This is a genomic window from Mycobacterium sp. 852014-50255_SCH5639931 (assembly GCF_001665605.1).
Taxonomy (GTDB): domain Bacteria; phylum Actinomycetota; class Actinomycetes; order Mycobacteriales; family Mycobacteriaceae; genus Mycobacterium; species Mycobacterium paraffinicum.
The window spans coordinates 372153-396475 of sequence record NZ_LZSV01000017.1; the positions used below are offsets into that span (position 1 = coordinate 372153).

Below are 24323 nucleotides of genomic sequence, written 5' to 3' on the forward strand. Positions count from 1 at the left end.
GGTCTAGCGGCGGTATCCGTCTGCGTCCGAGGTGGCCTCGTTGAGTGAGGCGTCGGCATATCCCCGGCAGTAATCCCACGTGACGTAGGCGTCCGGCTCGGGGTCGTAGGCAGGCTCGTGCGGGCGGACGGTGCCGTCGATCAGCAGCTGCAGCAGGTTCGCGCGCAGCATGTCCCAGTCGTGATAGTGATCCTGCTGACATTCGTCGCAGCACACCACGAGCCCGCGAATGCCCTTGTGCGCCAACAGTGCCTCGTAAACCGCCAGGTCGGCAAGGTCCGCCTCGACCGCCATCCGCTCCTGGGCGTCCAGGGGTTGCCCCGGCTCTACGGCTTCCAGCGCAGCCGACGGATCGCAGGGGTCGTCGGCGAAGGGGTCGGGCGGCAAACCCGGTGGGAGGTGATCGCGCACGCACACTAGCCTACGCAGCCGGGCCGGGATAACGCCAGCAGCCAGGCCGCCCGTCGTCTCCGGGCCCTTTGCCGTCCGCGGCGCGCCCCGACAAGCGGGTCGGGGCGACGGGCGAGCCGATAGGATGGGGGTCTCGCGCCGCATCGTATGGAGGGCCCCACCGATGACCCGTGGCATGTCCCACCTGGAAGACAGTTCCGACCTCGTCGGCAGCCCCTACGTGCGCGACCCCGATATTCGAGGACTGATCGACGACCCCGCGCCGACCGGGGGTGACAACCCGCACAAGATCGCGATGCTCGGCCTCACCTTCGACGACGTCCTGCTGCTGCCCGCCGCTTCCGATGTGGTTCCCGCCACCGCGGACACGTCCAGCCAGCTGACCAAGAAGATCAGGCTCAAAGTGCCGCTCGTCAGTTCGGCGATGGACACCGTCACCGAGTCACGGATGGCCATCGCGATGGCCCGGGCGGGCGGCATGGGTGTGCTGCACCGCAACCTGCCCGTCGCCGAGCAGGCCGGCCAGGTCGAGATGGTCAAGCGCTCGGAGGCCGGCATGGTCACCGACCCGGTCACCTGCCGCCCGGACAACACCCTGGCGCAGGTGGACGCGCTGTGCGCCCGGTTCCGGATCTCGGGCCTGCCGGTGGTCGACGACGTCGGCGCGCTGGTCGGCATCATCACCAACCGCGACATGCGGTTCGAGGTGGACCAGACCCGCAAGGTCGCCGAGGTGATGACCAAGGCCCCGCTGATCACCGCCCAGGAGGGCGTCAGCGCCGACGCGGCACTGGGCCTGTTGCGCCGCAACAAGATCGAGAAGCTGCCCGTCGTCGACGGCCACGGCCGGCTCACCGGGCTGATCACCGTCAAGGACTTCGTCAAAACCGAACAGCACCCGCTGGCCACCAAGGACAGCGACGGCCGGCTGCTGGTGGGCGCCGCCGTGGGCGTCGGCGGCGACGCGTGGGTGCGCGCGATGATGCTGGTCGACGCCGGGGCCGACGTCCTGATCGTCGACACCGCGCACGCGCACAACCGGCTGGTGCTCGACATGGTCGGCAAGCTCAAGGCGGAGGTGGGCGAGAAGGTCGAGGTGATCGGCGGGAACGTCGCCACCCGGTCCGCGGCCCTGGCGCTGGTCGAGGCGGGCGCCGACGCGGTCAAGGTCGGCGTGGGACCGGGCTCGATCTGCACCACCCGGGTGGTGGCCGGGGTCGGAGCGCCACAAATCACGGCGATCCTGGAAGCCGTCGCGGCCTGCGGGCCGACGGGCGTGCCGGTGATCGCCGACGGCGGGCTGCAGTACTCCGGTGATATCGCCAAGGCCCTGGCCGCCGGAGCATCGACGGCCATGCTGGGCTCGCTGCTGGCCGGCACCGCCGAGGCCCCCGGCGAGCTCATCTTCGTCAACGGGAAGCAGTTCAAGAGCTACCGCGGCATGGGGTCGCTGGGGGCCATGCAGGGCCGCGGAGGGGCGAAGTCGTACTCCAAGGACCGCTACTTCGCCGACGACGCTTTGAGCGAGGACAAGCTGGTGCCCGAGGGAATCGAGGGCCGGGTACCGTTCCGCGGACCACTGTCCTCGGTGATCCACCAGCTCACCGGCGGTCTGCGCGCCGCGATGGGCTACACCGGATCGCCCACCATCGAGGCGCTGCAGCAGGCGCAGTTCGTCCGGATCACCTCCGCCGGGCTGCGCGAAAGCCATCCGCACGACGTCGCCATGACCGTCGAAGCGCCGAACTACTTTGCGCGCTGAGGCCGGGATGGTCGAAATCGGGATGGGCCGCAACGCCCGTCGCACCTATGAACTGAGCGAAGTCAGCATCGTGCCGTCGCGGCGCACCCGGTCGTCGCAGGACGTGTCGACCACCTGGCAGCTGGACGCCTACCGCTTCGAGATCCCGGTGGTGGCCCACCCGACCGACGCACTGGTGTCGCCCGAGTTCGCGATCGAGCTCGGCCGGCTGGGCGGGCTGGGCGTGCTCAACGGCGAAGGCCTGATCGGCAGGCACGCCGACGTAGAGGGCAAGATCGCCCAGCTCGTCGAGGCCGCCACCAAGGAGCCCGAACCGTCGGCGTCGATCCGGCTGCTGCAGGAATTGCACGCCGCCCCGCTGAACCCCGACCTGCTGGGGTCCGCGGTCGCGCGCATCCGGGAGGCCGGGGTGATCACGGCGGTGCGGGTCAGCCCGCAGAACGCGCAGGCGCTGACCCCGGTGCTGCTGCAGGCCGGCATCGACCTGCTGGTCATCCAGGGCACCATCGTCTCGGCCGAACGGGTGGCCAGTGACGGTGAGCCGCTGAACCTGAAGACCTTCATCTCCGAGCTCGACGTCCCGGTGGTGGCCGGCGGGGTGCTCGACCACCGCACCGCGCTGCACCTGATGCGCACCGGCGCCGCCGGCGTCATCGTCGGCTACGGCTCCACCCGGGGCGTCACCACCAGCGACGAGGTGTTGGGCATCAGCGTGCCGATGGCGACCGCCATCGCCGACGCCGCCGCCGCGCGGCGCGAATACCTCGACGAGACCGGCGGCCGTTACGTGCACGTGCTGGCCGACGGCGACATCCATACCTCCGGCGAGCTGGCCAAGGCGATCGCCTGCGGCGCCGACGCGGTGGTGCTCGGCACCCCGCTCGCCGAATCCGCCGAAGCGCTCGGCGAGGGCTGGTTCTGGCCGGCCGCGGCGGCGCACCCGTCGTTGCCCCGCGGGGCGTTGCTGCAGATCGCGCTGGGCGAGCGCCCGCCGCTGGAGCGGGTGCTCAACGGGCCTTCCGACGACCCGTTCGGTTCCCTGAACCTGGTTGGCGGCCTGCGCCGGTCGATGGCCAAGGCCGGCTATTGCGATCTCAAGGAGTTCCAGAAGGTCGGGCTGACCACTGGAAGCTGAGGCCAGCTGAAGACCGGGGGCACTGGCTCGTTACCCGTGAGTAAGGCCATACTGGTGCGATGAGGCCGGATTACGACGTTCTGATTATCGGTTCGGGTTTCGGGGGCAGCGTCAGTGCGCTGCGGCTGACCGAAAAGGGCTACCGCGTAGGCGTATTGGAGGCCGGGCGGCGCTTCGCCGACGAGGACTTCGCCGAGACCTCCTGGGATCTGCGCAAGTTCCTGTGGGCGCCCGGGCTGGGTTGCTATGGCATTCAGCGAATCCACCCGCTGAAGAACGTGCTGATCCTGGCCGGCGCCGGGGTGGGCGGGGGCTCCCTGAACTACGCCAACACGCTCTACGTGCCGCCGGAGCCGTTCTTCAAAGACCGGCAGTGGTCGCACATCACCGACTGGCGCGACGAGTTGATGCCGCATTACGAGCAGGCGAAACGGATGCTCGGGGTGGTCAAGAACCCGACCTTCACCGACGCCGACCGGGTCCTCAAGGAAGTCGCCGACGAGATGGGCTGCGGCGACACCTTCGTGCCCACCCCGGTCGGGGTGTTCTTCGGCCCCGAAGGCGCCAAGACCCCCGGCAAGACCGTGCCGGACCCGTATTTCGGCGGCGCGGGACCGGAACGCACCGGCTGCCTGGAATGCGGCTGCTGCATGACGGGCTGTCGCTACGGCGCCAAGAACACGCTGCTCAAGAACTACCTCGGCCTCGCCGAATCGGCTGGGGCACAAGTCATTCCGATGACAACGGTCAAGGGCTTCCAGCAGCGCTCCGACGGGGTGTGGGAGGTGCGCACGGTGCGCACGGGAAGCCTGCTGCGCAGGGACCGGCGCACCTACACCGCGACGCACCTGATCCTGGCCGCGGGCACCTGGGGAACGCAGCATCTGCTGTTCAAGATGCGCGACAAGGGCAAGCTGCCGCGCCTCTCCGAGCGGCTCGGCGTGCTGACCCGCACCAACTCCGAGTCCATCGTCGGGGCCGGGAAGCTCCAGGTCGACCCGAAACTGGACCTGACGCACGGGGTGGCCATCACGTCGTCGATCCATCCCACCGCAGACACCCACGTCGAACCCTGCCGCTACGGCAAGGGGTCCAACGCGATGGGGCTGCTGCAGACGCTGATGACCGACGGCACCGGTCCGGAGGGCACCGACGTGCCGCGCTGGAAGCAACTGCTGGACCAGGCCCGCGAGGATCCGCGCCGCATGATGCGGATGCTCAACGTCCACCAGTGGAGCGAGCGCACGCTGATCGCCCTGGTCATGCAGCACCTGGACAACTCGATCACCACCTACACCAAACGCGGGAAGCTGGGCATCCGCTGGTACACCAGCAAGCAGGGGCACGGGGATCCCAACCCGGCCTGGAACCCCGTCGGGAACAAGGTCACCCGGCGCATCGCCGAAAAGATCGACGGCGTGGCCGGCGGCACCTGGGGTGAGCTGTTCAACATCCCGCTGACCGCCCACTTCCTCGGCGGCGCGGCGATCGGCGACAGCGCCGAACACGGCGTGATCGACCCGTATCACCGGGTCTACGGCTATCCCACGATGTTCGTGGTGGACGGTGCCGCGATCTCGGCGAACCTGGGCGTCAACCCGTCGCTGTCCATCACCGCACAGGCCGAACGGGCCGCCTCGCTGTGGCCGAACAAGGGCGAGAACGATCAGCGCCCAGCGCAGGGCCAGCCCTACCGCCGGCTGGACCCGATCGCGCCGCAGCAACCCGTGGTGCCCGCGGACGCGCCGGGTGCGCTGCGCTGGTTGCCGATCACCCCGGTGCCCTCGGCCGGCTAGCTCGCGATCGCCTCAAGTGGGGCGCCGCTGACCACCCGGCTGCGTTGCCGGTGCACGTTGAAGGGCACGTCGCCCATCAGGGTGACGCGGTGCATCAGCCGAGGCTGGTCGTCGTAGTCGTCGATGGCGCGGTGCTGGGTGGCCCGGTTGTCCCAGATGGCCACGTCACCCGGCGCCCAGTTCCAACGAATGGTGTTCTCGGGGACGGTGATTCGCCGTTGCAGCAAATCGAAGAGCACCGTCGACTCGTAGTTGTCCAGGCCAACGAACCCGCGCACGAAATCTCCCAGTAGCAGGGTGCGTTCACCGGTCTCCGGGTGTACCCGCACCACGGGATGCTCGGTGCGGAAATCCGGCTTCTCGAAGGCCTGCCGGAACGCGCGCTGCGCGTCGGTCATTGCTTCAGGGGTGATGTAGTCGTACCGGTTGGTGTGCACCGCCCAGAGGTCGTCGACGAGCCAGGCGAGCGGTTCCGGCAGGTGCTCGTAGGCGGCGGCGGTGTTGGCCCACAGCGTCGAGCCGCCGTACCTGGGCAGGGTGACCGCCCGCAGGATCGAGGCGGCCGGGTAGTTCGCGACGAACGTGACGTCGGTGTGCCAGCGGGTCGCCTTGCCGTATTCGGAGTTGATCGGCGTGATGACCGGCGCGTTCTTGGCGGCGAGCACCTCGGCGGCCGGATGGCCGACGGGCGTGCCCAGCTGTGCGGCGAACGCGAGTTGCTCCTGGTCATCGAGCTGGTGCTGGTGGCGAAAGAAGATCACCTTGTGGGCCAGCAGCGCCTGGCGGATCTTCTCGATCGCGTCCGGGTCGAGATCGCCCCCGAGGCGCACCCCGTCGACCCGCGCGCCGATGCGGCTACCCAGCTTGGTGACGGTTATCTGACCGATCATTTTCATCAATCCTCGTGTGAAAGGGGTGTAGTCAACTGACTACATCGAGTACTGTAGTCACATGACTACACGTTCCGCAAGTGGCCGCGCGAACATGCCCACCGGGCGGGCCGAGGTCGCTGCGGCGATCCTGGAGGCCGCCACCGACCTGTTCGCGGAACGGGGCCCGGCCGCGACGTCGATCCGCGACATCGCCGCGCGATCCAACGTCAACCACGGGCTGGTTTTTCGCCACTTCGGCACCAAGGAGAATCTGGTCGGCGCCGTGCTCGATCACCTGGGCGCCAACCTAAGCGCCCTGCTCAGTGAGGAGGCGCCGGCCGACGTCCTGGACCGGGCCCTTGACCGGCAGATGCGGGTCATGGCCCGCACCGTGCTCGACGGGTATCCGGCGGGGCAGCTGCAGAAGCGCTTTCCCAACATCGCGACGCTACTCGGCTGGGTGCGGCCGCTTCACGACAACGAGATCGATGCGCGCCTGGCCGTCGCCAATGCCCTTGCGCTGCAATTTGGTTGGCGGCTGTTTGCGCCGATCCTGCGCTCGGCGACCGGGATCGACGAGCTGACGGACGACGAGATACGGCAGGCGGTGGGCGCAGAGGTGGGGCGAATCCTCAAATCCGGCTGACGCTCACTTTTTCCGCGTCAGTGCCCGGCGGTGCAGTGGCTCGCGGCCAGGAGGCTGCTGTGGGGGCGGCATCAGCGGCTTGCGGGCTTGCACCGCTACGGTTTTCGGCGCATCGGTGCTCAGGGTGATCTCTTCGCCCGCGTGCCGGATGGTGAGTTGGCCGCCCGGGCCGTCGCGCACCGTGTAGGTGACGTCTGAATGGTTCACGTCGACGGTAAGCCGGAAATCGCGCCACCGAAGCCTGAATCTCAGCCGCGAAATACCGTCGGGCAGAGCAGGATTCAGCGACAGGATGCCCTCGTCGTCGCGCAGGCCGCCGAAGCCGCCCACCAGCGCCGTCCAGGCGCCGGCGAGCGACGCCATGTGCAAGCCGTCGCGGGTGTTGTGGTGTAGGTCGCGCAGGTCGATCAACCCGGCCTCGTAGGCGTAGTCGTGCGCCAATTCCAGGTGCCCGACCTCGGCGCACATCACCGCCTGGGTGCAGGCGGACAGCGACGAGTCGCGCACCATGCGCCGCTCGTAGTAATCGACGTTGCGCGCCTTCTGTTCCGGCGTGAAGAAGTGGCTCTGCCACTGCATCGCCAGCACCAGGTCGGCCTGCTTGATCACCTGCGCCGGATAGAGCCGCACGTACGGGTCGTGCAGTAGCAACGGATAGGCGTGGTTCTCCTGGAAGTCCCACTCCGCGAGGGTGGTGAACCCCTCGCACTGCTGGTGGACCCCCAGGCCGGCGTCGTAGGGGATGTTCGCGGCGTCGGCCGCGTCGCGCCAGCAGGCCGTCTCCTCGGTGGTGACGCCCATCGACTCCGCCACCTCGGGGTGGCGGATGCAGGCCTCGGCGGCGGTGCGCAGGTTGTGCGCGGCCATCAGGTTGGTGAAGACGTTGTCGCGCACGATCGCGGTGTACTCGTCGGGGCCGGTGACGCCGTCGAGGTGCCAGACGCCGTGCCGGTCGTGGTGGCCGAGGGAGAGCCAGAGCCGGGCGGTCTCGACGAGCACCGCGAGCCCGCAATTCTTCTCCAGTTCCTCGTCGCCGGTGACGATGCGATACCGCTCGAAGGCCATGGCGATGTCGGCGTTGATGTGCCAGGCCGCCGTGCCGGCCGGCCAGTAGGCCGAGCACTCCTGCCCGCGAATGGTCCGCCAGGGGAACGCGGCGCCCTGCAGGCCCAGCTCGGCCGCCCGATCCTTGGCCAGGTCCAGGGTCGACGCCCGCCACCGCAGCGCGTCGGCCACCGCATGCGGCGCGGTGTAGGTGAGCACCGGCAGCACGTAACTTTCGGTGTCCCAGAAGGCGTGGCCGTCGTAGCCGGTTCCGGTGAGCCCCTTGGCCGGGATCGCGCGGCGCTCGGCGCGCACGCTGGCCTGCAGTAGGTGAAAAAGCCCGAACCGCACCGCTTGCTGGGATTCCGGGTCGCCCTCGACCTCGACGTCGGCGCTGTCCCAGAAGTCGTCCAGGTACGCCCGCTGCGAATCCAGCAGCCCCTGCCACCCGGTGTAGCGGGCGCTGTGGATGGCGGCGGCGGCCTGGTCGCGCAGGGCCGGGCGCGAGCGCATGCTCGACCAGCCATACGCCAGGTGTTTGACGATGCGCAGCTTCTGCCCGGCGCGCAGCCCACAGATCACCGTGGTCCGCGCCAGATCGTCGCGGGCGTCGGTGCTGAACTCGACGCGGCCGGGAACGTCGATCTCATGGTCCATCGCGGCCGACATCATCAGGGCGCTGCTACGGGTGCGGTGCATGAGAAGCGCCCCGGTCTCGGTGTTTTCGTGATCGACGGCCACCAAGGGGCTCTCCAGAATGGCCGATACCCGCGGGTCACCCGACGTCTGGGGTTGGTCCTCGTTGGTGACCAGCTCGGACTGCACCGTCACGCGAACGAAATCGCCGACCGCTTCGACGACGTATTCGATGGCGGCGACACCACGCTGCGCAAGCGACACCAGCCGGGTGGACACCAGCTTGATCTCCTTGCCTGCGGGGGAGCGCCAATGCGCGCCGCGGGTCATCGTCCCGGCGCGCATGTCGAGAACCCGCTCGTGCGAGAGCAATTCGCCGTAGCGGACGTCGAACGGCTCGTCCTCGACCAGCAGGCGGATGATCTTGCCGTTGGTGACGTCGACGATGGTCTGGCCGGCCTCCGGATAGCCGTAGCCGGCCTCGGCGTAGGGCAGCGGGCGGATTTCGTAGAAGGAGTTCAGGTAGGTGCCGGGCAGACCGTAGGGCTCACCCTCGTCGAGGTTGCCGCGCAGCCCGATGTGCCCGTTGGACAGGGTGAACAGGGATTCGGACTGGGCCAACAGGTTCAGGTCGAGCTTTGTTTCGCAGACGTGCCATGGATCGACGGGGAATGCTTCGTCGTCGATCATGACTGCAGCAGCTCGGCGAGGTCGGTGACCACCACATCGGCGCCGTTGCGTCGTAGATCGTCGGCCTGGCCCACTCGGTCGACTCCCACCACGTAGCCGAAGTTACCGGCATGGCCGGCCTGCACGCCCGAAATCGCGTCCTCGAACACGGCCGCGGCCCCGGCTTCGACGCCGAGCAACTCCGCCCCGCGCAGATAGGAGTCTGGCGCCGGCTTACCGGCGATGTGCTCGTCGCGCAGCGTGACACCGTCCACCCGCTTCTGGATGAACTGGTCCAGGCCGGTGATCTCGAGGACGTCACGGGTGTTGGCGCTCGAAGACACCACGGCAATTCCCAGGCCGGCCGCCGAGACCGCCTCCAGATATCGCCGCGAGCCTTCGAAGACCTCGACGCCGTCCTCGCGCAGCACCCGTTGGAACATGTCGTTCTTGCGGTTGCCCAGGCCGTATACCGTCTCGGCGTCTCCCGCGTCATCGGGGTTGCCGTCGGGCAGCTCGATCCCGCGGCTCTGCAGAAAGGACCGGACCCCGTCCTCGCGTTTCTTGCCGTCGACGTATTTCCGGTAGTCGTCGGCCGCATCGAACGGAACGAATTCGTCGCCGGTGCGTTTGGCCCGTTCGGACAGGTAGTCGTCGAACATGGCCTTCCAGGCCTTGGTGTGCACGCTCGCGGTATCGGTGAGCACACCGTCGAGGTCGAACAGACAGGCATGCACCTTCTCGGGCAGACCGAGCACGGGTGGACCTCGCTTCCTGGCCTTGGAGGACTAGTTAAGCGATACCCACTCCACCATGCAGAGCAATCCGAGCGCTACCTCGGCCCACCAGGCGCTGGTGCTCGTTACGTACGTCGACGGCTTTCCAGGATGACGCGGACCATTTCCATCGGGCGCTCGAGGGCCGAGAAGTGGCCCGCGCCGGGCACAGTGATGGCTTCCGCATTCAGCTGGACAGCGACGTGCGAGCGCTCCGCCACACGTGACCAGTCATGCTCGCTGTAGACGAGAGTGACGGGAACGCTGACCTGCGCGTAGCGGCTTCGGGCGGCCACGAAGCCGTCGAGGCTGCGCATGATGGCCCGGTTCACCCTGGGGTAGCCGTGTCGACGGCCGGCTCGGCGCAGCTCGCCGAGGAAGCCTTCGGGTAGCGCGTTGTGATCGGTGAAGCCGCCGCGCAGCACCGCCCGCAGGATCATGCGATTTTCCAGTCGGGCGAAGACCTGCCCCGTGCCGGGCAGGCGGACGGCGGTCCCGATCACGCGGGCGAACCAGTTGCCGCGTTCCAGGCCGCTCGGGTAGTCGTAAGGATTGAAGGCGACCACGTTGCGCACTTCGCCGGTCAGCTCGATCGAGGCCAACAGCGCGATCGCCGCACCCATCGATTCACCGGCTAACGTGACATCATGCAGCTCAAGCGTTTCGATGAATTCGACGACGGCGCTGCGTAGTTCCGGTTCGCCATATCTGGCACCCGGGACTATGTCGGACCACCCCATGCCGGGCAGATCCAGCGCGTAAACCGTGAATTCGTCCCAGAGCGCGGGCACCACCCGCTGGAAATAGTCCAGCTGTGTCCTTACGGTGTGCAACAGGACGAGCGGCGGACCGGTGCCGGTCGTGAAGTAACGCAACCGGGATCCGTCGGAGCGCCGCAGGAACTTCACTTCACCGCGGCCGCCGCTCCACGTCATCGTGTACCGCTGATTAGCAATCTCATTGGGCGCCAAGGCCTTCACCTTCTACACACTGCTTGGATGGCCCGAAGCCGCCCGTCGGCGAGCGCGCGGGTTAGATTGCCGACCTTCAGCTCGAAGTCGTCGACGAACGCGTGCAAACCCAGCGGGGTCAAGGGCTGGGCCAGCAGCGCGTGCATGAACTCGGTCGCCTGCGCGGTCAGGTCGCTCCAGTGCTCGACGGCGAACCCGGCGGACTCGACGACTGCGCGTAACTCGTCGGGGGTGACCAGATGGCTGCGCTCGGGTTGGTCGGCCCACGGCAGCGGATATTCCAGTTTGCCATGGTCCCCGGTCATGATGTCCCACAACGCAATCCGCCCTCCGGCCGCCAGCACCCGGTGCGCTTCGGAGTAGAGGCGCGCCTTGTCCGCGACGTTCATCTGAACGTGCTGGCTGATGACGACGTCAAAAGTGCCGTCAGCAAAGGGAAGTTCGGTGACGTCCGCCTGCCGGACGGATATCCGGTCGTCGAGACCGACCAGGCGATTGAGCCAACGGCTCGTTTCGCAGTACTCATCGGTGAGATCAACGGCCGCCACCGTGCAGCCGCACCGGTCGGCGACGTAGCGGGCGGTGCCGCCGATCCCGCTGCCCGCGTCGAGCACCCGACTTTCGCTGATGATGCCCGCGAGATCCACCAGTTGGCTGGTGGCGAAGCGGCCCATGGTGTGAAAGTCCTCCAGCGTGCCCAGGTCGGCGGGTTCGAGCCGGTCGAGGTCTTTCCCGGCGGACGTCAGCGCGCGCTCGATGTTGGGTCGGGACAGGCCGGTCGAGTACTGGCTCTGGATCGTCTCGTTCATCTGTGGACCTCCGTCCAGGCCGTGATCAGCGGGGGCATCGTGACCAGGGCGCCGGCCGCAAGCACCTCCCGGCGGAATAGCGGCACGAAGTCCTCGATGTCGGCGAGCTCGTCGATGGCGAAGCCGCCCTGCTCCGCGATGGGGGAGACCAACCGCCAGACTTCGGCGGCGTAGGCCAGGATGTCGGCGTCGGCGGCGGTGCCGATGGGTGTCCCCTGAGTCAGGTGCGGGGCGCCCAGGCCGGCCTCGGCGAAGACGGAGTGCAGCGTGGTGCCGAACCGCGCGGACAGGCCCATCGCCTCGAAGGCGCGGACGATGCCCGCCGTGACCCGTCCGAACAGCGGCAGGTCCGGGATGCTGCGCGTCGCGGTGATGTCGTTCTCGGAGAAGGCGACAAAGCCGCCGGGGCGCACGAAGGAGCTCAGCTGCCGCAGTGTGCCGGCCGGGTCGGGCAGGTGCATCAGGATCAGCCGGCCGATGACCGCGTCCACCGGTTCGTCCGGCGCGATCGCGTCGACGGCGGCCTGCGTGAATTGCACTGTGCGCAGGCCCTGCTCGGCGGCGCGGCTGCGTGCGAGCTCGACCATCGCGGGTGCGGCGTCCACGCCGAGGACACTTCCCGTCGGACCGACCAGCCGAGCGGCGACGAACGACACGTCGCCGGGCCCGCACCCGATATCGAGCACCCGCATGCCCGGGCGCAGTCCGGCGAGCCGCAGCGCGTGCTCGGTGTAGTCGTTGTACAGCCGCCCCTGCAGGATGAGCCGCCGCACCTCCACGTCGGCGTGGCCGAGAACATAAGTGCTCATGTTCATCGCGTTCCTATCCTCTCCGGTGCGGTGTGCTCGGCCCGCCAAAGCGCAGACTGACCGGCAAACCGGGGACGTGCGGGTTGCGGATGTTGTTGAAGCCGGTCGAACTTGTCGAGGCGGTGCATCGGTACGAGACCGGTCAACAGAAAGTCGCCGAGTTGCCGGATGAAATTACCTGCGGTGCGCCGTGTTTCGGGGCCGGTGACGTAGCGGCGTGCGATCGTCAGGAAATCTTCGGGTTCGACACCGGCAACGTCACGAACGTGTGTGGTGGGACCACCTACGTCCCAGGTTCCCAGGGCGGATTCGGGCAGGTAGTGGCGCAGGCTGGACTGGAAGAACATGTCGGCGCCGAGCCGTTTGGCATTGACGCGCACGGCGCGCATGAACATCCATGGGGGGATATCGATGTGGCGCACCCGTCGGCCCAACGCCTCACCGACCGCGCCGGCGATCTCGGTTCCCGATAGCAGGGTCGGTCCGGTCGGACGGTAGGCGCGGCCGTTGTGACGGTGCGGGTCAAGCAGGGCGCCAACGGCAACTCGGGCGATGTCTTCGTTGGATGGAGGCGCATTTCGGCCCTTCCCGGTGGACACCGGCAGGATTCCCAGCGCTGCGGCGAGCGGCAGCACCTGCAAGTAGTTGTCGGCGAAGTAGCCGGGATCGACCGCGACGTGGGCGGTGTCCGGCAGCAGGTCGAACAGCTTGTCGGTCAGCCATGCTTGCCGGGTCATCAGCGAAGGGTGCTCCGGGCTGGCCGTCCACTGTCCGAGCGCCACCACCGCTTCCACGTCGGCGCGCCGTGCGGCCACCGCGAAGGCAACCGCGCTGTCGAGTGCATGGGGGTGGTACGGAGGGTTGAAGTACAGCCGATCCACCCCGTCCAGCGCGGCCGTAACCGCTTGGATATCAAACATATCGGTCACGACCACCTCGGCGCCCAGTTCCCGCAGGCGTGCACTGCGCGCATCTTCGCGATGCACCATGGCCCTGGTGGCGACGCCCTTCTCCAACAGCTGGGCGGCGACCGCGCTGCCGATCCTGCCGGTGGCGGCAGTCACCAACACTCGGGTATTCATGCGGTTGTCCTTTCGGTTTGACGTGCCGGCAATAACCAGCCGACGACGATCGCGGCGCCGAGCGCGATGCCCGCGCAGACCAGCGAGCTCACCTGCAGGCCGTCCAGGAACGCGCGGTCGACCGCGGCGCGGACGCCACCGGCCCGCTGCGCCGGCAGCTGCTCGATCACCCTGTGCGCGAGCGCCATTGAGTGTCGCATCGCGTCCGCGGGCAGCCCGGTCAGCGCCTCCGTTCCGAGATGTCCCGAGTACACCGACGCGAAGATGCTGCCGGCGATGGCGACGCCGAGCGTGCCCCCGAGTTCGCGCGTGGTGTCGTTGACGGCCGAGCCCACCCCGGCCTTGTCGGCGGACAACGACCCCATGATCGCCTCGGTGGCCGGCGAAACGGTCAGGCCGAGGCCGCCGCCGAGCAGCAGCATCTGCGTGGCGATCTGGGTGTACGGCGTGGCGGCGTCGGCGGTGGACGCCCACGCCAGCCCGGTGGCGAAGACGGTGAGGCCGGCGGCGACGACGGCGGTGGTGCCGGCCCGTTCCACCAGCCGGGGTCCCGCGATGCTCGCGAGCGCGATGGAGGCTGCGACCGGTAGCAGCCGCACCCCGCTCTGAAATGCGGTGTAGTCCTTGATGAATTGGAAGTACTGGGTGATGACGAAGATGAAGCCGAACAACGTCAGGAAGCCGGCGGTCACGGCCAGGCTACCGCCGGAGAACCGGCGGTCGACGAACACCGACACGTCCAGCATGGGGTGGTCGCTGCGCCGCTCCCACAGCGCGAACCCGGTCAGAACCGCTGCGGCCGAGGCGAACCCGATCGCGGTCCGGCCGTTGGTCCATCCCCAGGTGGGCGCCTCGATGACCGTGTAGACCAACGCGGTGATCCCGACCGCCGACAAGAGCAGGCCACCGACGTCGACGCGCGGTGCGGCCGGGTCGCGCGAGGTCGGCACGAACAAGATGCCGCCGACGATGGCCAGCGCCGCGATCGGGATGTTGACCATGAAGATCGAGCCCCACCAGAAGTGTTCGAGCAGCCAGCCGCCGCTGATCGGCCCCACGGCCACCCCGACGCCGACCATCGCCGCCCACAGGCCGATCGCCTTGGCCCTGGCCGCCGCGTCCGTGAAGATGTTGGTGATCAGGCCCAGGGTGGTCGGGAAGATCACCGCCGCGCCCACCCCCATGGCGGCGCGTGCCGCGATCAACTGGGCGGCCGAATCGGTATGCGCCGCAACGGCAGAGGTTACGGCGAACAGCGCGAGGCCGGAGTTCAGCCAGCCCCGTCGGCCGAAGCGGTCGCTGAGGCTCCCCGCGGAGAGCAGCAGCCCGGACATCACCAGGGTGTAGGCGTCGACGATCCACTGCAGCTGGGCGGTGTCGGCGCCGAGTTCGCGAGACAGGGTCGGCAGGGCGACGTTGACGATGGTGGCGTCGACGCTGATGACGAAGACCCCGAGGCAGATGACGGCCAGCGCCGGGGTGGGGCGGTTCCGGAGGAGGGGTTCGGGACGCATGAACAAGACACTAAAGCCGATAGACAAATAAATCAAGTAACCGATAGAAAATCACGTCTACCGCTGGTAGGCTGGCCTGGTGGCGACCCGCAGGACCTACAACCAGAACTGCCCGATAGCGCTCGGGCTCGACGTCCTGGGCGAGCGCTGGACGCTGCTGATCCTGCGCGAGCTGGTCGGCGGCCCCCGCCGCTACGGTGACCTGCGCGCCGAGTTGCCCGGCATTGCAACGAATCTGCTGGCCGAGCGGCTCAAAGAACTGCAGGATGCGGGACTCGTCGACCGCACCGACCTGCCCGCCCCGATCGGACGGACCGTCTACACCCTCAGTGACATGGGCTGGCAGCGGGCGTTGCCCGTCTTGAGGAGCGTCGCGTTGTTCGGCCTGGACCGGTTGGACCCGGTCGGCGGCGGCGGGGTATCGCCCCTCAACGGGTTTTTGGCCGGCATCCTGCTCGGCTTCGACTCCGGCAAGGCGGCCGGGTTGGAGGCGACGTGCCGGGCCGAGATCGACGGCCGGCGCTTCGACTTCGCGGTGACCCAGGGCCGCCTAGCCGGTGGTCACGGTGAACCTTCTGTGACGATCACCGCCGGCGCGGCGGATCTGGTGACCGCCCGCCTGGGCGCGAGCGAGGCCAAGCGCGCGGCGGCGCTGCGGCGAATCACCGTGACGGGCGACCCGGCATCCGTCGACGCGGTGCGGGCGGCCTTCTCGCTGTAGGCCTCAATCCGGGCGGTCGAGCAGGGCGTCGGTCAGCGCCCGGGCGATGAACTTGCCGTAGCGGGTGGCCGACCATCCGCGTTCCAGGACGAGAAGCTCGTACAGCTCCGGGGCGTGATACGTCCACAGGACATCGCGCGCTTGCCTGGCGCTGACTCGAAGCCGCCCGGTGCGGGCGAGATCGGACGCGAACATCGTCATGGCGGTCAGCGTCTCCTGCCGGATCTGCTTCCAGACCTCGGCGGCGTCCGGCGATGAGGCGGCGCCGTCGCGCGCGAGCAGCTGGACTGGCGCGCTGCGCGGCATGGTGGCGGCCAGGTGCTCGGCGTAGATTTTCAGCTTGCGGGCCGCGTCGGTCGCATCGATCACGTTCTGGATCACGTCTCGCTGAGCCATCGGGATCGGCTCGTCGTCGCCGGCGACGGACACATCGAAGAGCGCTTTGAGCACGCCCGCCTTTGTGGCGAACGCCTTGTACACGGTTTCAACCGATATGCTTGCGTCGCTTGCGATCTCGGCGATGGTTGTCGCCGCGTAGCCCTGAGCCAGGAATCTCCGCCGGGCGGCGACGAGCACCGCGTGCCGGTTCTGCTGGGCCTGTTGGCGACGGCGGGTCGAGTCGTAACGCCGCGGAGGCCGGCCCTTGACAGATCCCATAATTGAATACATGCTCCTGTATCTATTACTGGTTACTGTATCAGACGAAGGGAGCGTGACATGACAACCGCAACACGCCCCGCCCTGTCGGACGGCGCCCATCCCACGGACGTCGCGCGTGCGCTGGCGCCCGAAATCATGGCGCGCGCCGATGAGGCCGAGGCGCTCGGCACATTGCCGCTCGATCTGGTCGAGCGTCTGCGCGCGGCCGGCGTCTTCCGCGCCTTTCAACCGCGCTCGCTCGGCGGATTCGAAGTGGCCCCGGTCGACTTCATCCACCTGGTCGAGGAGCTGGCGCGTGCCGACGGTTCCACGGGATGGATCGCGGCCATCGGTGCCGGGGCGCCCGCATTCACCGCCTGGCTCGAACCCGCCGTCGCCACAGCGCTGTTCGGCTCGCACGCCGACTTCTTGGCGGCCACGGTGTTCGCCCCCACCGGCCGTGCCGTCCCGGATGGCCACGGACGGTTCGCGGTCGAGGGCCGGTGGCCGTTCGCCAGCGGTTGCCGCCATGCCGAATGGCTGCTGACCGGCATGTTCGTCTTCGACGGCGAGACGCCGCGAATGATCTCGGGGCAGGGCCCCGACTGGCGCCTCGCCTTCTTTCCGCGCGCCGACGCCGAGATCGTCGAGAATTGGGACGTTCTGGGTCTGCGCGCCACCGGCAGCAACGACCTGATCGCCCCGGATCTTTGCGTCGCCGAGGAACACACCATCAGCCCGTTCTTCCAGGCGGCCCGCCAGGACGGCACCCTGTGGAGGCTGGCCTTCTTTACCCTCGTCGGGGTCGCCCTGGTCGGCGTCCCGCTCGGGATCGCTAGGCGCGCACTCGACGAATTCACCGACCTCGCGACAACGAAGACGCGCGCCGGCGCGTTCGAGCCGCTGGCGAAGGACCCGTCCGCCCAAGTCGAGTTCGCCAATGCCGAAGCCGGTTTGAGGTCGGCCCGGGCCTTCGTGCTCGATGAGGCCGGCGCGCTGTGGGAAACCGCCCTTGCCGGTGATCCACCATCGCTGCAGCAGCGCGCAGGCTTCCAGCTCGCCGCCCAGCAGGCGATGCGTGCGGCGCGTCAAGTGGTTGATACGACGTTCGACTTGACCGGCGCGGGCGCGGTGCACGCGAGCCATCCGCTGCAACGCTGCTTCCGGGATCTGCACACCGCCGGCCAGCACGTGTACTTCGGCCCGTCCGCCCTGAAGCGCTACGCCGGCACCCGTTTCGGCATTACCCAACCGACTCATCTGATGTGAGGGTGCGGCCACTAAGCTGGCTGCCGTGGAAGCACCCTCGCCGCGGCCCGTGTTGGTCGTCGATTTCGGCGCACAGTATGCGCAGTTGATCGCCCGGCGCGTCCGGGAGGCGCGGGTCTTCTCCGAGGTCATCCCGCACACCGCCTCGATCGACGAGATCAAGGCCCGCCGGCCGGCGGCGCTGGTGCTCTCCGGGGGGCCGTCCAGCGTTTACGAGCCGGGCGCCCCGCAACTCGATCCGGCGGTGTTCGATCTCGGCGTGCCCGTGTTCGGCATCTGCTACGGATTCCAGGCCATGGCGCAGGCCCTGGGCGGGACCGTCGCCCACACCGGCACCAGTGAGTACGGCCGTACCGAGCTGAAAGTGGTTGGCGGCGAACTTCATTCGGGATTGCCGGACTCCCAGCCGGTCTGGATGAGCCACGGTGACGCGGTCACCGCCGCACCGGACGGATTCGACGTGGTCGCCAGCAGCGCGGGCGCGGCGGTGGCGGCCTTCGAGAACCGGGCGCGCCGCCTGGCCGGTGTGCAATATCACCCCGAGGTCATGCACACCCCGCACGGCCAGCAGGTGCTCAGCCGCTTCCTGCACGACTTCGCCGGGCTCGGCGCCGAGTGGACGCCGGCCAACATCGCCAGCGCGCTGGTGGAGCAGGTGCGCGAACAGATCGGCGACGGCCACGCCATCTGCGGACTCTCCGGCGGCGTGGACTCGGCGGTGGCCGCCGCACTGGTGCAACGCGCCATCGGTGACCGGCTGACGTGCGTCTTCGTTGACCATGGGCTGTTGCGCGCCGGCGAACGGGCGCAGGTACAGCGCGATTTCGTCGCCGCCACCGGCGCCAACCTGGTCACCGTCGACGCGGCCGACACCTTCCTGCAGGCGCTGTCGGGAGTGACCAACCCCGAGGGCAAGCGCAAGATCATCGGTCGCCAGTTCATTCGCGCCTTCGAGGGCGCGGTGCGGGATATCTTGAGCGACACCGGGTCTGAGGTTGATTTCCTGGTGCAGGGCACGCTGTATCCGGACGTGGTGGAATCCGGCGGGGGAAGCGGGACCGCCAACATCAAGAGCCACCACAACGTCGGCGGCCTGCCCGACGACCTGAAGTTCAAGCTCGTCGAGCCGCTGCGGCTGCTGTTCAAGGACGAGGTGCGCGCCGTCGGGCGTGAGCTCGGCCTGCCGGAAGAAATCGTTGCGCGCCAACCCTTTCCGGGCCCCGGCCTGGGCATCCGGATCGTCGGCGAGGTCACCGCGAAGCGGTTGGAGACGCTGCGCCGCGCCGACTCCATCGCGCGCGAGGAACTCACCGCCGCCGGCCTGGACAACCTGATCTGGCAGTGCCCGGTGGTGCTGCTGGGCGAGGTCCGCTCGGTCGGTGTGCAGGGCGACAACCGCACCTACGGGCACCCGATCGTGTTGCGTCCGGTGTCCAGCGAGGACGCCATGACCGCCGACTGGACCCGGGTGCCCTACGAGGTGCTCGAGCGCATCTCGACCCGCATCACCAACGAGGTGGCCGAGGTCAACCGCGTGGTGCTGGACATCACCAGCAAACCCCCCGGCACCATCGAGTGGGAGTGATTGGTGGGCGCGTAAGCGCCGCCACATCACACCCATCCGCCCCACCGGTATCGATCGCATAAAGCCGCCCCTCCCGTTTCTTGACGGTTGTCGGAGGGCGGGTGTTTACTCTCAATCAGTCGAACATACTTTCGAAAATAGTCGTGCGGGAGTGGCGGTAGGAGGCGGTCATGACTGCGGCTTTCGCCCCCGATCGCCGGCGGGAAACCCGCGCTGAGCAGCTCGAATCGCTGCGCCGACGGATGGCCGTGATCACCGGGAAGGCGCCGGGGCCCGCACCCGCCCGCGCCGACGACCTGCTGCCGGAATCGGAATCCCAGCTGGCGCTGCCGCCGTGGCTGGCGGAGTCGCTGCCGGCGCCCCTGCCGCGCGGGACGGTGGCGGTGCTCTCGGGCGCCCGGTCGCTGCTGCTTGGCATGGTGGCCGCGGTGACGGCGGCGGGCGGCAACGTGGCAATCGTCGGCCAGCCGGACATCGGGCTGCTGGCCGCCGCGGAGATGGGGGCGGATCTGAGCCGGGTCGCGGTGATACCGGATCCCGGAACCGATCCGGTGGAGGTGGCCGCGGTGCTCGTCGACGGTATGGATCTGGTGGTCCTCGGCCTGGGTGGGCGCCGGGTGCCGCAGACCCGGGCGCGGGCGGTGGTGGCGCGGGCCCGCAGCAAGGGGTGCACCGTGTTGGTCACCGACGGCGACTGGCAGGGCGCGCCCACGCGGCTGGAGGCCCGGGTCTGCGGCTACGAGCTCACTTCGGGAAGCCGCCCTGGATTCGGCCGGATCAGCCGGGTGCGGCTGCAGGTCAGCGGGGTGTGTGCGGGACGACGGGTGACCGCCCGGGCGCGAGCCGGGTGAATTCTGAAGTGGCTTCCCGGGTGCTGGCCATCTGGTGCATGGACTGGCCCGCGGTCGCGGCGGCCGCGGCCGCGGGGCTGCCCGCGACCGCCCCGGTGGCGGTCACGCTGGCCAACCGGGTGATCGCCTGCTCGGCGGCCGCCCGTGCGGCGGGGGTGCGGCGGGGGCTGCGGCGCCGGGAGGCGGCGGCCCGGTGCCCGCAGCTGCACGTCGGCACCGCCGACGCGGACCGCGACGCCCGCTTCTTCGAGGCGGTCGTTGCGGCGGTGGACGACCTGGTGCCGCGCGCCGAGGTGCTGCGGCCCGGGCTCTTGGTGTTGCCGGTACGCGGGGCGGCCCGCTATTTCGGTTCCGAGACCGATGCCGCCGAACGGCTGATCGACGCGGTGGCCGTGAGTTCAGCGGCCGGCGCCGAGTGCCAGGTCGGGATCGCCGACCAGTTGTCCACCGCCGTCTTCGCCGCGCGGGCGGGCCGGGTCGTCCCGCCGGGCGGCGACGCGAAGTTTCTGTCGGTGCTCTCGATCCGCCAGCTTGCCACCGAGCCCAGCCTGTGCGGCGCGGGGCGGGAAGAGTTGACGGACCTGTTGTGGCGGATGGGAATTCGCACCGTCGGGCAGTTCGCCGCACTGTCGGCCACCGACGTGGCGTCCCGGTTCGGCGCCGACGGGGTGACCGCGCACCGGTTGGCCCGCGGCGAACCCGAACGGGGGCCGTCCGGTCGGGAGCCGCCGGAGGAGCTGGAGGCCGTGCTGGACTGCGACCCGCCGATCGACCGGGTCGACGCCGCGGCCTTCGCCGGGCGCTCGCTGGCCGGCGCGCTACACCGGACGCTGATGGCCGCCGGGGTGGGCTGCACCCGGCTGGCCATTCACGCCGTCACCGCCAACGGCGAAGAACTGCAACGGGTGTGGCGGTGCGCCGAGCCGTTGACCGAGGACGCCACCGCCGACCGGGTGCGCTGGCAACTCGACGGCTGGTTGAGCAGCCGGACCGCGCGCAACCCTCGCCCGACGGCCGCGGTGACGCTGTTGCGGCTGCAGGCCGTCGAGGTGGTGTCGGCGGGGGCGCTGCAGTTGCCGCTGTGGGGCGGCCTGGGTGAGGAGGACCGGCTGCGGGCCCGCCGGGCCCTGGTGCGCGTGCAGGGCCTGCTCGGCCCGGAGGCGGTGCGGGTGCCGGTGCTGTCCGGCGGGCGCGGGCCGGCCGAACGCATCACGTTGACCCCGCTGGGTGACGAACCGGTTCCGCGGGCCGACCCGGGTCTGCCGTGGCCCGGCCGGCTGCCCGAGCCGGCACCGGCGGTGCTGCTCGACGACCCGGTGGAAATGCTTGATGCCCAAGGGAACCCGGTACGGGTGACGAGCCGGGGGCTGTTCTCCGCTGACCCGGCACGGCTGACCGTGCACGGCCGGGACGAGCGGCTGGACTGGTGGGCCGGACCGTGGCCGGTCGACGAGCGGTGGTGGGATCCCGACGTCGGAAAGGGCCGCACCGCCCGCGCGCAGGTCCTGCTGGAGGGCGAGCGGGCGTTTCTGCTGTGCTATCGCCAGCGGCGCTGGTACCTCGAGGGCAGCTACGAGTAGCGGTGCTTATCCAAACCTTGGCGGACGTCAGCCGCACGCTATCCTCAACCCTCGACCGTGCGAATCTTTGTCGGGCACCACCTAATTGGCGCACAAAGGATCCTGCCCGTTCGATGAACCGGTCGAAGAAACGCCCGTGTGTCACAAGAGTTCCGGATCCTACGCGACGGCGGCGGCGCGCCACTGCGGCGTCCTCGCCGGTGTCGATGCCGAAGCAAACGGGAGACTTCACTGTTTCCGGGATGCTCAGATCGGCGACTAGGCTGTCACGATGCCTACGACGTCGGAGCCCCCCGAGGGGACTGATTTAACGCCGCACTTCGACGATGTGCAGGCCCACTACGATCTGTCGGACGAATTCTTTCGGCTATTCCTCGACCCGACCCAGACGTACAGCTGCGCCTACTTCGAGCGCGACGACATGACGCTGGAAGAGGCGCAGATCGCCAAGATCGACCTCGCCCTCGGCAAACTTGGGTTGCAACCGGGCATGACGTTGCTCGACGTCGGCTGCGGTTGGGGGGCCACCATGATCCGCGCCCTCGAAAAGTACGACGTCAACGTCGTCGGCCTCACCCTGAGCCGCAACCAGGCCAACCACGTCGAGCAGCTGATCGCCCAATCCGATAGCCCACGTTCCGCGCGGATTCTGCTGCGAGGCTGGGAGCAGTTCGACGAGCCCGTCGACCGGATTGTCAGCATCGGCGCCTTCGAACACTTCGGGCACGAGCGCTACGACGCGTTCTTCACCCTGGCGCATGACCTGCTGCCCGATGACGGGATCATGCTGCTGCACACCATCACCGGGCTGCATCCGACGGAGATGATCGAACGCGGCATGCCCATATCGTTCACATTCGCCCGATTCGTCAAATTCATTGTCACCGAGATCTTCCCGGGTGGGCGGCTGCCCTCGATACCGATGGTGCAAGAACGCGCCACCGCGAATGGCTTCACAGTAAGTCGCGTCCAGTCGCTGCAGCCGCACTACGCGAAGACGCTCGACATCTGGTCTGCCGCACTGCAAGCCCACAAGGACCAGGCCATCGCGCTGCAATCCGAGGAAGTTTACGAACGGTACATGAAATATCTGACCGGCTGCGCCGAGATGTTCCGTATCGGATACATCGACGTCAATCAGTTCACGTTGCAGAAATGACGTTCAGTGCACGGCGGGCTCCCAGGCGGACCAGCCGCCGGCGCCATGGCCGTGGGCGTCACCCACACTCCGGGTGCGAACGACTCGCGCCCTAGGTCCGCTCGGCGCGGACCGCCTGCGCCTGCGCCATCAGCGGGCCACCGCCGGGCAGCGCCCCCACGACCGCGCGGGCCAGCCGATCGCGCCCGCGGACGCCGTCCGTCCTGGCCTTACCCGCCCGCAGGTGGCGCCAGCCCAGGCCCGCCCACGACGCCGCGACGGCGGCGTCGGTCACCCCGCCGCGCGCCCGGCGCCGATCGACCACCGCCAGGCCGAGAGCGGTGATCGAGTGCACCGTGTCGACCCAGACGCCGGCGGCCAGCACCTCCGGGCCGGGGTTGATGCCCGACAGCAGCGCCTGGGTGAGGTGACGCGCGCCCAGGATCCGGGTGACGACGAGCGCCTTGCGGTCGACCTGCACCCCGTGGATCTGGTTCAGCACCTCTGACGGGGCGGCCAGCAGCACGGTGCCCCATCCCGCGCGCAGGACTTCGATGAAACGAATCTTCATGGCGTACAGGGTGCCCTGCGCGCAAACGGCCCAACCCGCTCGATGAAACGGTCGAAGAAGGCCGCCGCGTCCACGTCGATCCCGATCAGCGCATTGGGTTCCCGGCGCCCCGACCAGTCGGTCACCGTCATGGCGCGGGTCAGGGTCCCCGTCAGCTCGATGTCGACCGCCGCGGGCCGGGTGGTGACCAGCCCGGGGTCCAGCGCCACGGCGGCGGCCAGCGGATCGTGCAGATGTGCCTGGTATCCGTGGCCGATGTCGTGGTAGGCCTCCAGGTAGAACCGCATCGCGTCCTCGATCACCCTGATCAACGGGTTGGACGCCGTCGACCGGGTGCCGGGCTCGTCGTCCGCGCTCATCGGCGTGGCCGTCGACCCCGCGGCGTCCGCCAACCTGGCGAGGTGATCGGGCGTCATCGCCACCTTGCGGGTCAGGTCCAGGCCGCACAGGACCGGAAGACGCTCTTGGCCAACGGTTTCGGGGTCCCAGGCCGCCAGCACCTCGGCCGCGGCCTCGGGGTCCACGCTGATGTTCCATTCGGCCACCGCGGTGGTGTTGCCCCGGTGATCGTAGGAACCGCCCATGATGACCAGGCGGCGCAGCAGCGTCGGCAGCGCCGGTTCGGCGCGCAGCGCCAGCGCCAGATTGGTCAGCGGGCCGGTCGCCACGCCGATGAGCTCACCGGGAAAGGCGTGCGCTGCGCGCACCCAGGCGGTCGCCGAGTCGTGTTCGGTGAGGCGGCGATCGGTGGACGGCAGGTCGGCATAACCCAATCCCCTGGGGCCGTGGACCTTCGAGGGCAGGCGCATCGGCCCGGTCAGGGTCTCGTCGGAGCCCTTGGAGACCGGCACGCCGGCGACGCCGCACAGCTCGAGCAGGCCCAGGTTGTTCTCGCAAACCTGCTGCACCGCAACGTTTCCCCCGGTGGAGGCGATGCCGACCACATCAGCGTCCGGGCTGGCGAACAGGTACATCAACGCCAGCGCGTCGTCGACGCCGGTGTCGACGTCGACGAAAACGGGGGCCACCGCCGCAAC

22 protein-coding genes are annotated in these 24323 nt (G+C 68.9%); 10 read left to right on the forward strand and 12 right to left on the reverse strand.

Annotated elements, in window-relative coordinates; genetic code table 11:
• Positions 1-3: 3 nt before the first annotated feature.
• Entirely contained in the window at positions 4-411 is a 408-nt protein-coding gene (locus tag A5758_RS11555) for a DUF5319 domain-containing protein (RefSeq protein WP_046186907.1), read from the reverse strand.
• A gap of 163 nt (positions 412-574) precedes the next feature.
• On the opposite strand from A5758_RS11555, the gene guaB reads away from it, so the two are divergent.
• Genes guaB through A5758_RS11570 form a run of 3 tightly spaced genes read left to right on the forward strand, consistent with a single transcriptional unit; the run spans position 575 to position 5104 of the window.
• Positions 575-2173, forward strand: a complete 1599-nt coding sequence (gene guaB, locus A5758_RS11560; protein ID WP_067739910.1) for an IMP dehydrogenase — start codon at positions 575-577, stop codon at positions 2171-2173.
• Positions 2174-2180: 7 nt separating this feature from the next.
• On the forward strand, positions 2181-3308 hold the full coding sequence (locus A5758_RS11565; protein ID WP_067201380.1) for a GuaB3 family IMP dehydrogenase-related protein: 1128 nt from the start codon (positions 2181-2183) through the stop codon (positions 3306-3308).
• 59 nt (positions 3309-3367) lie between these two features.
• Positions 3368-5104 carry a GMC oxidoreductase gene (locus A5758_RS11570; protein WP_067739912.1) on the forward strand — a complete coding sequence of 579 codons (1737 nt, stop codon included), beginning with the start codon at positions 3368-3370 and terminating at the stop codon, positions 5102-5104.
• Here A5758_RS11570 and A5758_RS11575 read toward each other — a convergent pair.
• Complete coding sequence (locus tag A5758_RS11575; RefSeq protein WP_067740031.1) at positions 5101-5994, reverse strand: TauD/TfdA family dioxygenase; 894 nt, start codon at positions 5992-5994, stop codon at positions 5101-5103. The two genes, A5758_RS11570 and A5758_RS11575, sit on opposite strands and share 4 nt — an antisense overlap.
• A 61-nt stretch (positions 5995-6055) precedes the next feature.
• Between A5758_RS11575 and A5758_RS11580 the strand changes: the two genes are divergently transcribed.
• Positions 6056-6622: a TetR/AcrR family transcriptional regulator gene (locus tag A5758_RS11580; protein WP_067201390.1), complete on the forward strand. Its 567-nt coding sequence runs from the start codon at positions 6056-6058 to the stop codon at positions 6620-6622.
• Between the two features lie 3 nt (positions 6623-6625).
• Here the strand turns inward: A5758_RS11580 and A5758_RS11585 are convergent, their stop codons facing one another.
• The 7 genes from A5758_RS11585 to A5758_RS11615 form a co-directional block, all read right to left on the reverse strand.
• Entirely contained in the window at positions 6626-8992 is a 2367-nt protein-coding gene (locus tag A5758_RS11585; RefSeq protein WP_067739913.1) for a glycoside hydrolase family 65 protein, read from the reverse strand.
• Positions 8989-9729 (reverse strand): beta-phosphoglucomutase family hydrolase, encoded by a 741-nt coding sequence (locus A5758_RS11590; protein WP_067201395.1) that lies wholly within the window; start codon positions 9727-9729, stop codon positions 8989-8991. Before A5758_RS11590 ends, A5758_RS11585 begins: the two co-directional genes overlap by 4 nt.
• Positions 9730-9833: 104 nt before the next feature.
• Positions 9834-10727, reverse strand: a complete 894-nt coding sequence (locus A5758_RS11595) for an alpha/beta fold hydrolase (RefSeq protein ID WP_231987284.1) — start codon at positions 10725-10727, stop codon at positions 9834-9836.
• Positions 10724-11527, reverse strand: coding sequence for a class I SAM-dependent methyltransferase (locus tag A5758_RS11600; RefSeq protein ID WP_067739916.1), 804 nt, complete (start codon positions 11525-11527; stop codon positions 10724-10726). The genes A5758_RS11595 and A5758_RS11600 overlap by 4 nt, the downstream gene beginning before the upstream one ends.
• A complete protein-coding gene (locus A5758_RS11605; RefSeq protein WP_067739918.1) occupies positions 11524-12336 on the reverse strand; it encodes a methyltransferase domain-containing protein in 813 nt (270 codons plus the stop codon). The genes A5758_RS11600 and A5758_RS11605 overlap by 4 nt, the downstream gene beginning before the upstream one ends.
• A 2-nt stretch (positions 12337-12338) precedes the next feature.
• Positions 12339-13418 (reverse strand): NmrA family NAD(P)-binding protein, encoded by a 1080-nt coding sequence (locus tag A5758_RS11610; protein WP_067739920.1) that lies wholly within the window; start codon positions 13416-13418, stop codon positions 12339-12341.
• Complete coding sequence (locus tag A5758_RS11615; protein WP_067739921.1) at positions 13415-14932, reverse strand: MFS transporter; 1518 nt, start codon at positions 14930-14932, stop codon at positions 13415-13417. The genes A5758_RS11610 and A5758_RS11615 overlap by 4 nt, the downstream gene beginning before the upstream one ends.
• A gap of 79 nt (positions 14933-15011) precedes the next feature.
• On the opposite strand from A5758_RS11615, the gene A5758_RS11620 reads away from it, so the two are divergent.
• Positions 15012-15653, forward strand: a complete 642-nt coding sequence (locus A5758_RS11620) for a helix-turn-helix domain-containing protein (RefSeq protein WP_067201416.1) — start codon at positions 15012-15014, stop codon at positions 15651-15653.
• Between the two features lie 3 nt (positions 15654-15656).
• On the opposite strand, the gene A5758_RS11625 is transcribed toward A5758_RS11620, so the two are convergent.
• On the reverse strand, positions 15657-16310 hold the full coding sequence (locus tag A5758_RS11625; protein ID WP_067739923.1) for a TetR/AcrR family transcriptional regulator: 654 nt from the start codon (positions 16308-16310) through the stop codon (positions 15657-15659).
• A 60-nt stretch (positions 16311-16370) separates the two neighbouring features.
• On the opposite strand from A5758_RS11625, the gene A5758_RS11630 reads away from it, so the two are divergent.
• The 5 genes from A5758_RS11630 (at position 16371) to cmaA1 (ending at position 22736) form a co-directional block, all read left to right on the forward strand.
• The gene (locus A5758_RS11630) at positions 16371-17561 is read left to right on the forward strand and encodes an acyl-CoA dehydrogenase family protein (protein WP_067739925.1); all 1191 of its coding nucleotides are present in this window, start codon (positions 16371-16373) and stop codon (positions 17559-17561) included.
• A 16-nt stretch (positions 17562-17577) separates the two neighbouring features.
• A complete protein-coding gene (gene guaA / locus A5758_RS11635; protein WP_197503917.1) occupies positions 17578-19146 on the forward strand; it encodes a glutamine-hydrolyzing GMP synthase in 1569 nt (522 codons plus the stop codon).
• Between the two features lie 170 nt (positions 19147-19316).
• Entirely contained in the window at positions 19317-19997 is a 681-nt protein-coding gene (locus A5758_RS11640) for a hypothetical protein (RefSeq protein WP_067201430.1), read from the forward strand.
• Between the two features lie 38 nt (positions 19998-20035).
• The gene (locus tag A5758_RS11645) at positions 20036-21577 is read left to right on the forward strand and encodes a DNA polymerase Y family protein (protein ID WP_067740032.1); all 1542 of its coding nucleotides are present in this window, start codon (positions 20036-20038) and stop codon (positions 21575-21577) included.
• A gap of 271 nt (positions 21578-21848) precedes the next feature.
• Positions 21849-22736 carry a cyclopropane mycolic acid synthase CmaA1 gene (cmaA1, locus tag A5758_RS11650; RefSeq protein WP_067739931.1) on the forward strand — a complete coding sequence of 296 codons (888 nt, stop codon included), beginning with the start codon at positions 21849-21851 and terminating at the stop codon, positions 22734-22736.
• A 91-nt stretch (positions 22737-22827) separates the two neighbouring features.
• Here the strand turns inward: cmaA1 and A5758_RS11655 are convergent, their stop codons facing one another.
• Both A5758_RS11655 and A5758_RS11660 read right to left on the reverse strand, forming a co-directional pair.
• The gene (locus tag A5758_RS11655) at positions 22828-23286 is read right to left on the reverse strand and encodes a hypothetical protein (protein ID WP_067739933.1); all 459 of its coding nucleotides are present in this window, start codon (positions 23284-23286) and stop codon (positions 22828-22830) included.
• Complete coding sequence (locus A5758_RS11660; protein ID WP_082939659.1) at positions 23283-24314, reverse strand: nucleoside hydrolase; 1032 nt, start codon at positions 24312-24314, stop codon at positions 23283-23285. Before A5758_RS11660 ends, A5758_RS11655 begins: the two co-directional genes overlap by 4 nt.
• Positions 24315-24323 lie beyond the last annotated feature (9 nt).

Coding starts and splice junctions, on each gene's coding strand:
- A5758_RS11615 (WP_067739921.1), bottom strand. CDS start 14,932: ATGCGTCCCGAACCCCTCCTCCGGAACCGCCCCACCCCGGCGCTGGCC.
- A5758_RS11580 (WP_067201390.1), top strand. CDS start 6,056: ATGACTACACGTTCCGCAAGTGGCCGCGCGAACATGCCCACCGGGCGG.
- A5758_RS11575 (WP_067740031.1), bottom strand. CDS start 5,994: ATGATCGGTCAGATAACCGTCACCAAGCTGGGTAGCCGCATCGGCGCG.
- A5758_RS11645 (WP_067740032.1), top strand. CDS start 20,036: ATGGACTGGCCCGCGGTCGCGGCGGCCGCGGCCGCGGGGCTGCCCGCG.
- A5758_RS11565 (WP_067201380.1), top strand. CDS start 2,181: ATGGTCGAAATCGGGATGGGCCGCAACGCCCGTCGCACCTATGAACTG.
- A5758_RS11630 (WP_067739925.1), top strand. CDS start 16,371: ATGACAACCGCAACACGCCCCGCCCTGTCGGACGGCGCCCATCCCACG.
- A5758_RS11570 (WP_067739912.1), top strand. CDS start 3,368: ATGAGGCCGGATTACGACGTTCTGATTATCGGTTCGGGTTTCGGGGGC.
- A5758_RS11585 (WP_067739913.1), bottom strand. CDS start 8,992: ATGATCGACGACGAAGCATTCCCCGTCGATCCATGGCACGTCTGCGAA.
- A5758_RS11640 (WP_067201430.1), top strand. CDS start 19,317: ATGACTGCGGCTTTCGCCCCCGATCGCCGGCGGGAAACCCGCGCTGAG.
- cmaA1 (WP_067739931.1), top strand. CDS start 21,849: ATGCCTACGACGTCGGAGCCCCCCGAGGGGACTGATTTAACGCCGCAC.
- A5758_RS11625 (WP_067739923.1), bottom strand. CDS start 16,310: ATGGGATCTGTCAAGGGCCGGCCTCCGCGGCGTTACGACTCGACCCGC.
- guaB (WP_067739910.1), top strand. CDS start 575: ATGACCCGTGGCATGTCCCACCTGGAAGACAGTTCCGACCTCGTCGGC.
- A5758_RS11600 (WP_067739916.1), bottom strand. CDS start 11,527: ATGAACGAGACGATCCAGAGCCAGTACTCGACCGGCCTGTCCCGACCC.
- A5758_RS11610 (WP_067739920.1), bottom strand. CDS start 13,418: ATGAATACCCGAGTGTTGGTGACTGCCGCCACCGGCAGGATCGGCAGC.
- A5758_RS11605 (WP_067739918.1), bottom strand. CDS start 12,336: ATGAGCACTTATGTTCTCGGCCACGCCGACGTGGAGGTGCGGCGGCTC.
- A5758_RS11655 (WP_067739933.1), bottom strand. CDS start 23,286: ATGAAGATTCGTTTCATCGAAGTCCTGCGCGCGGGATGGGGCACCGTG.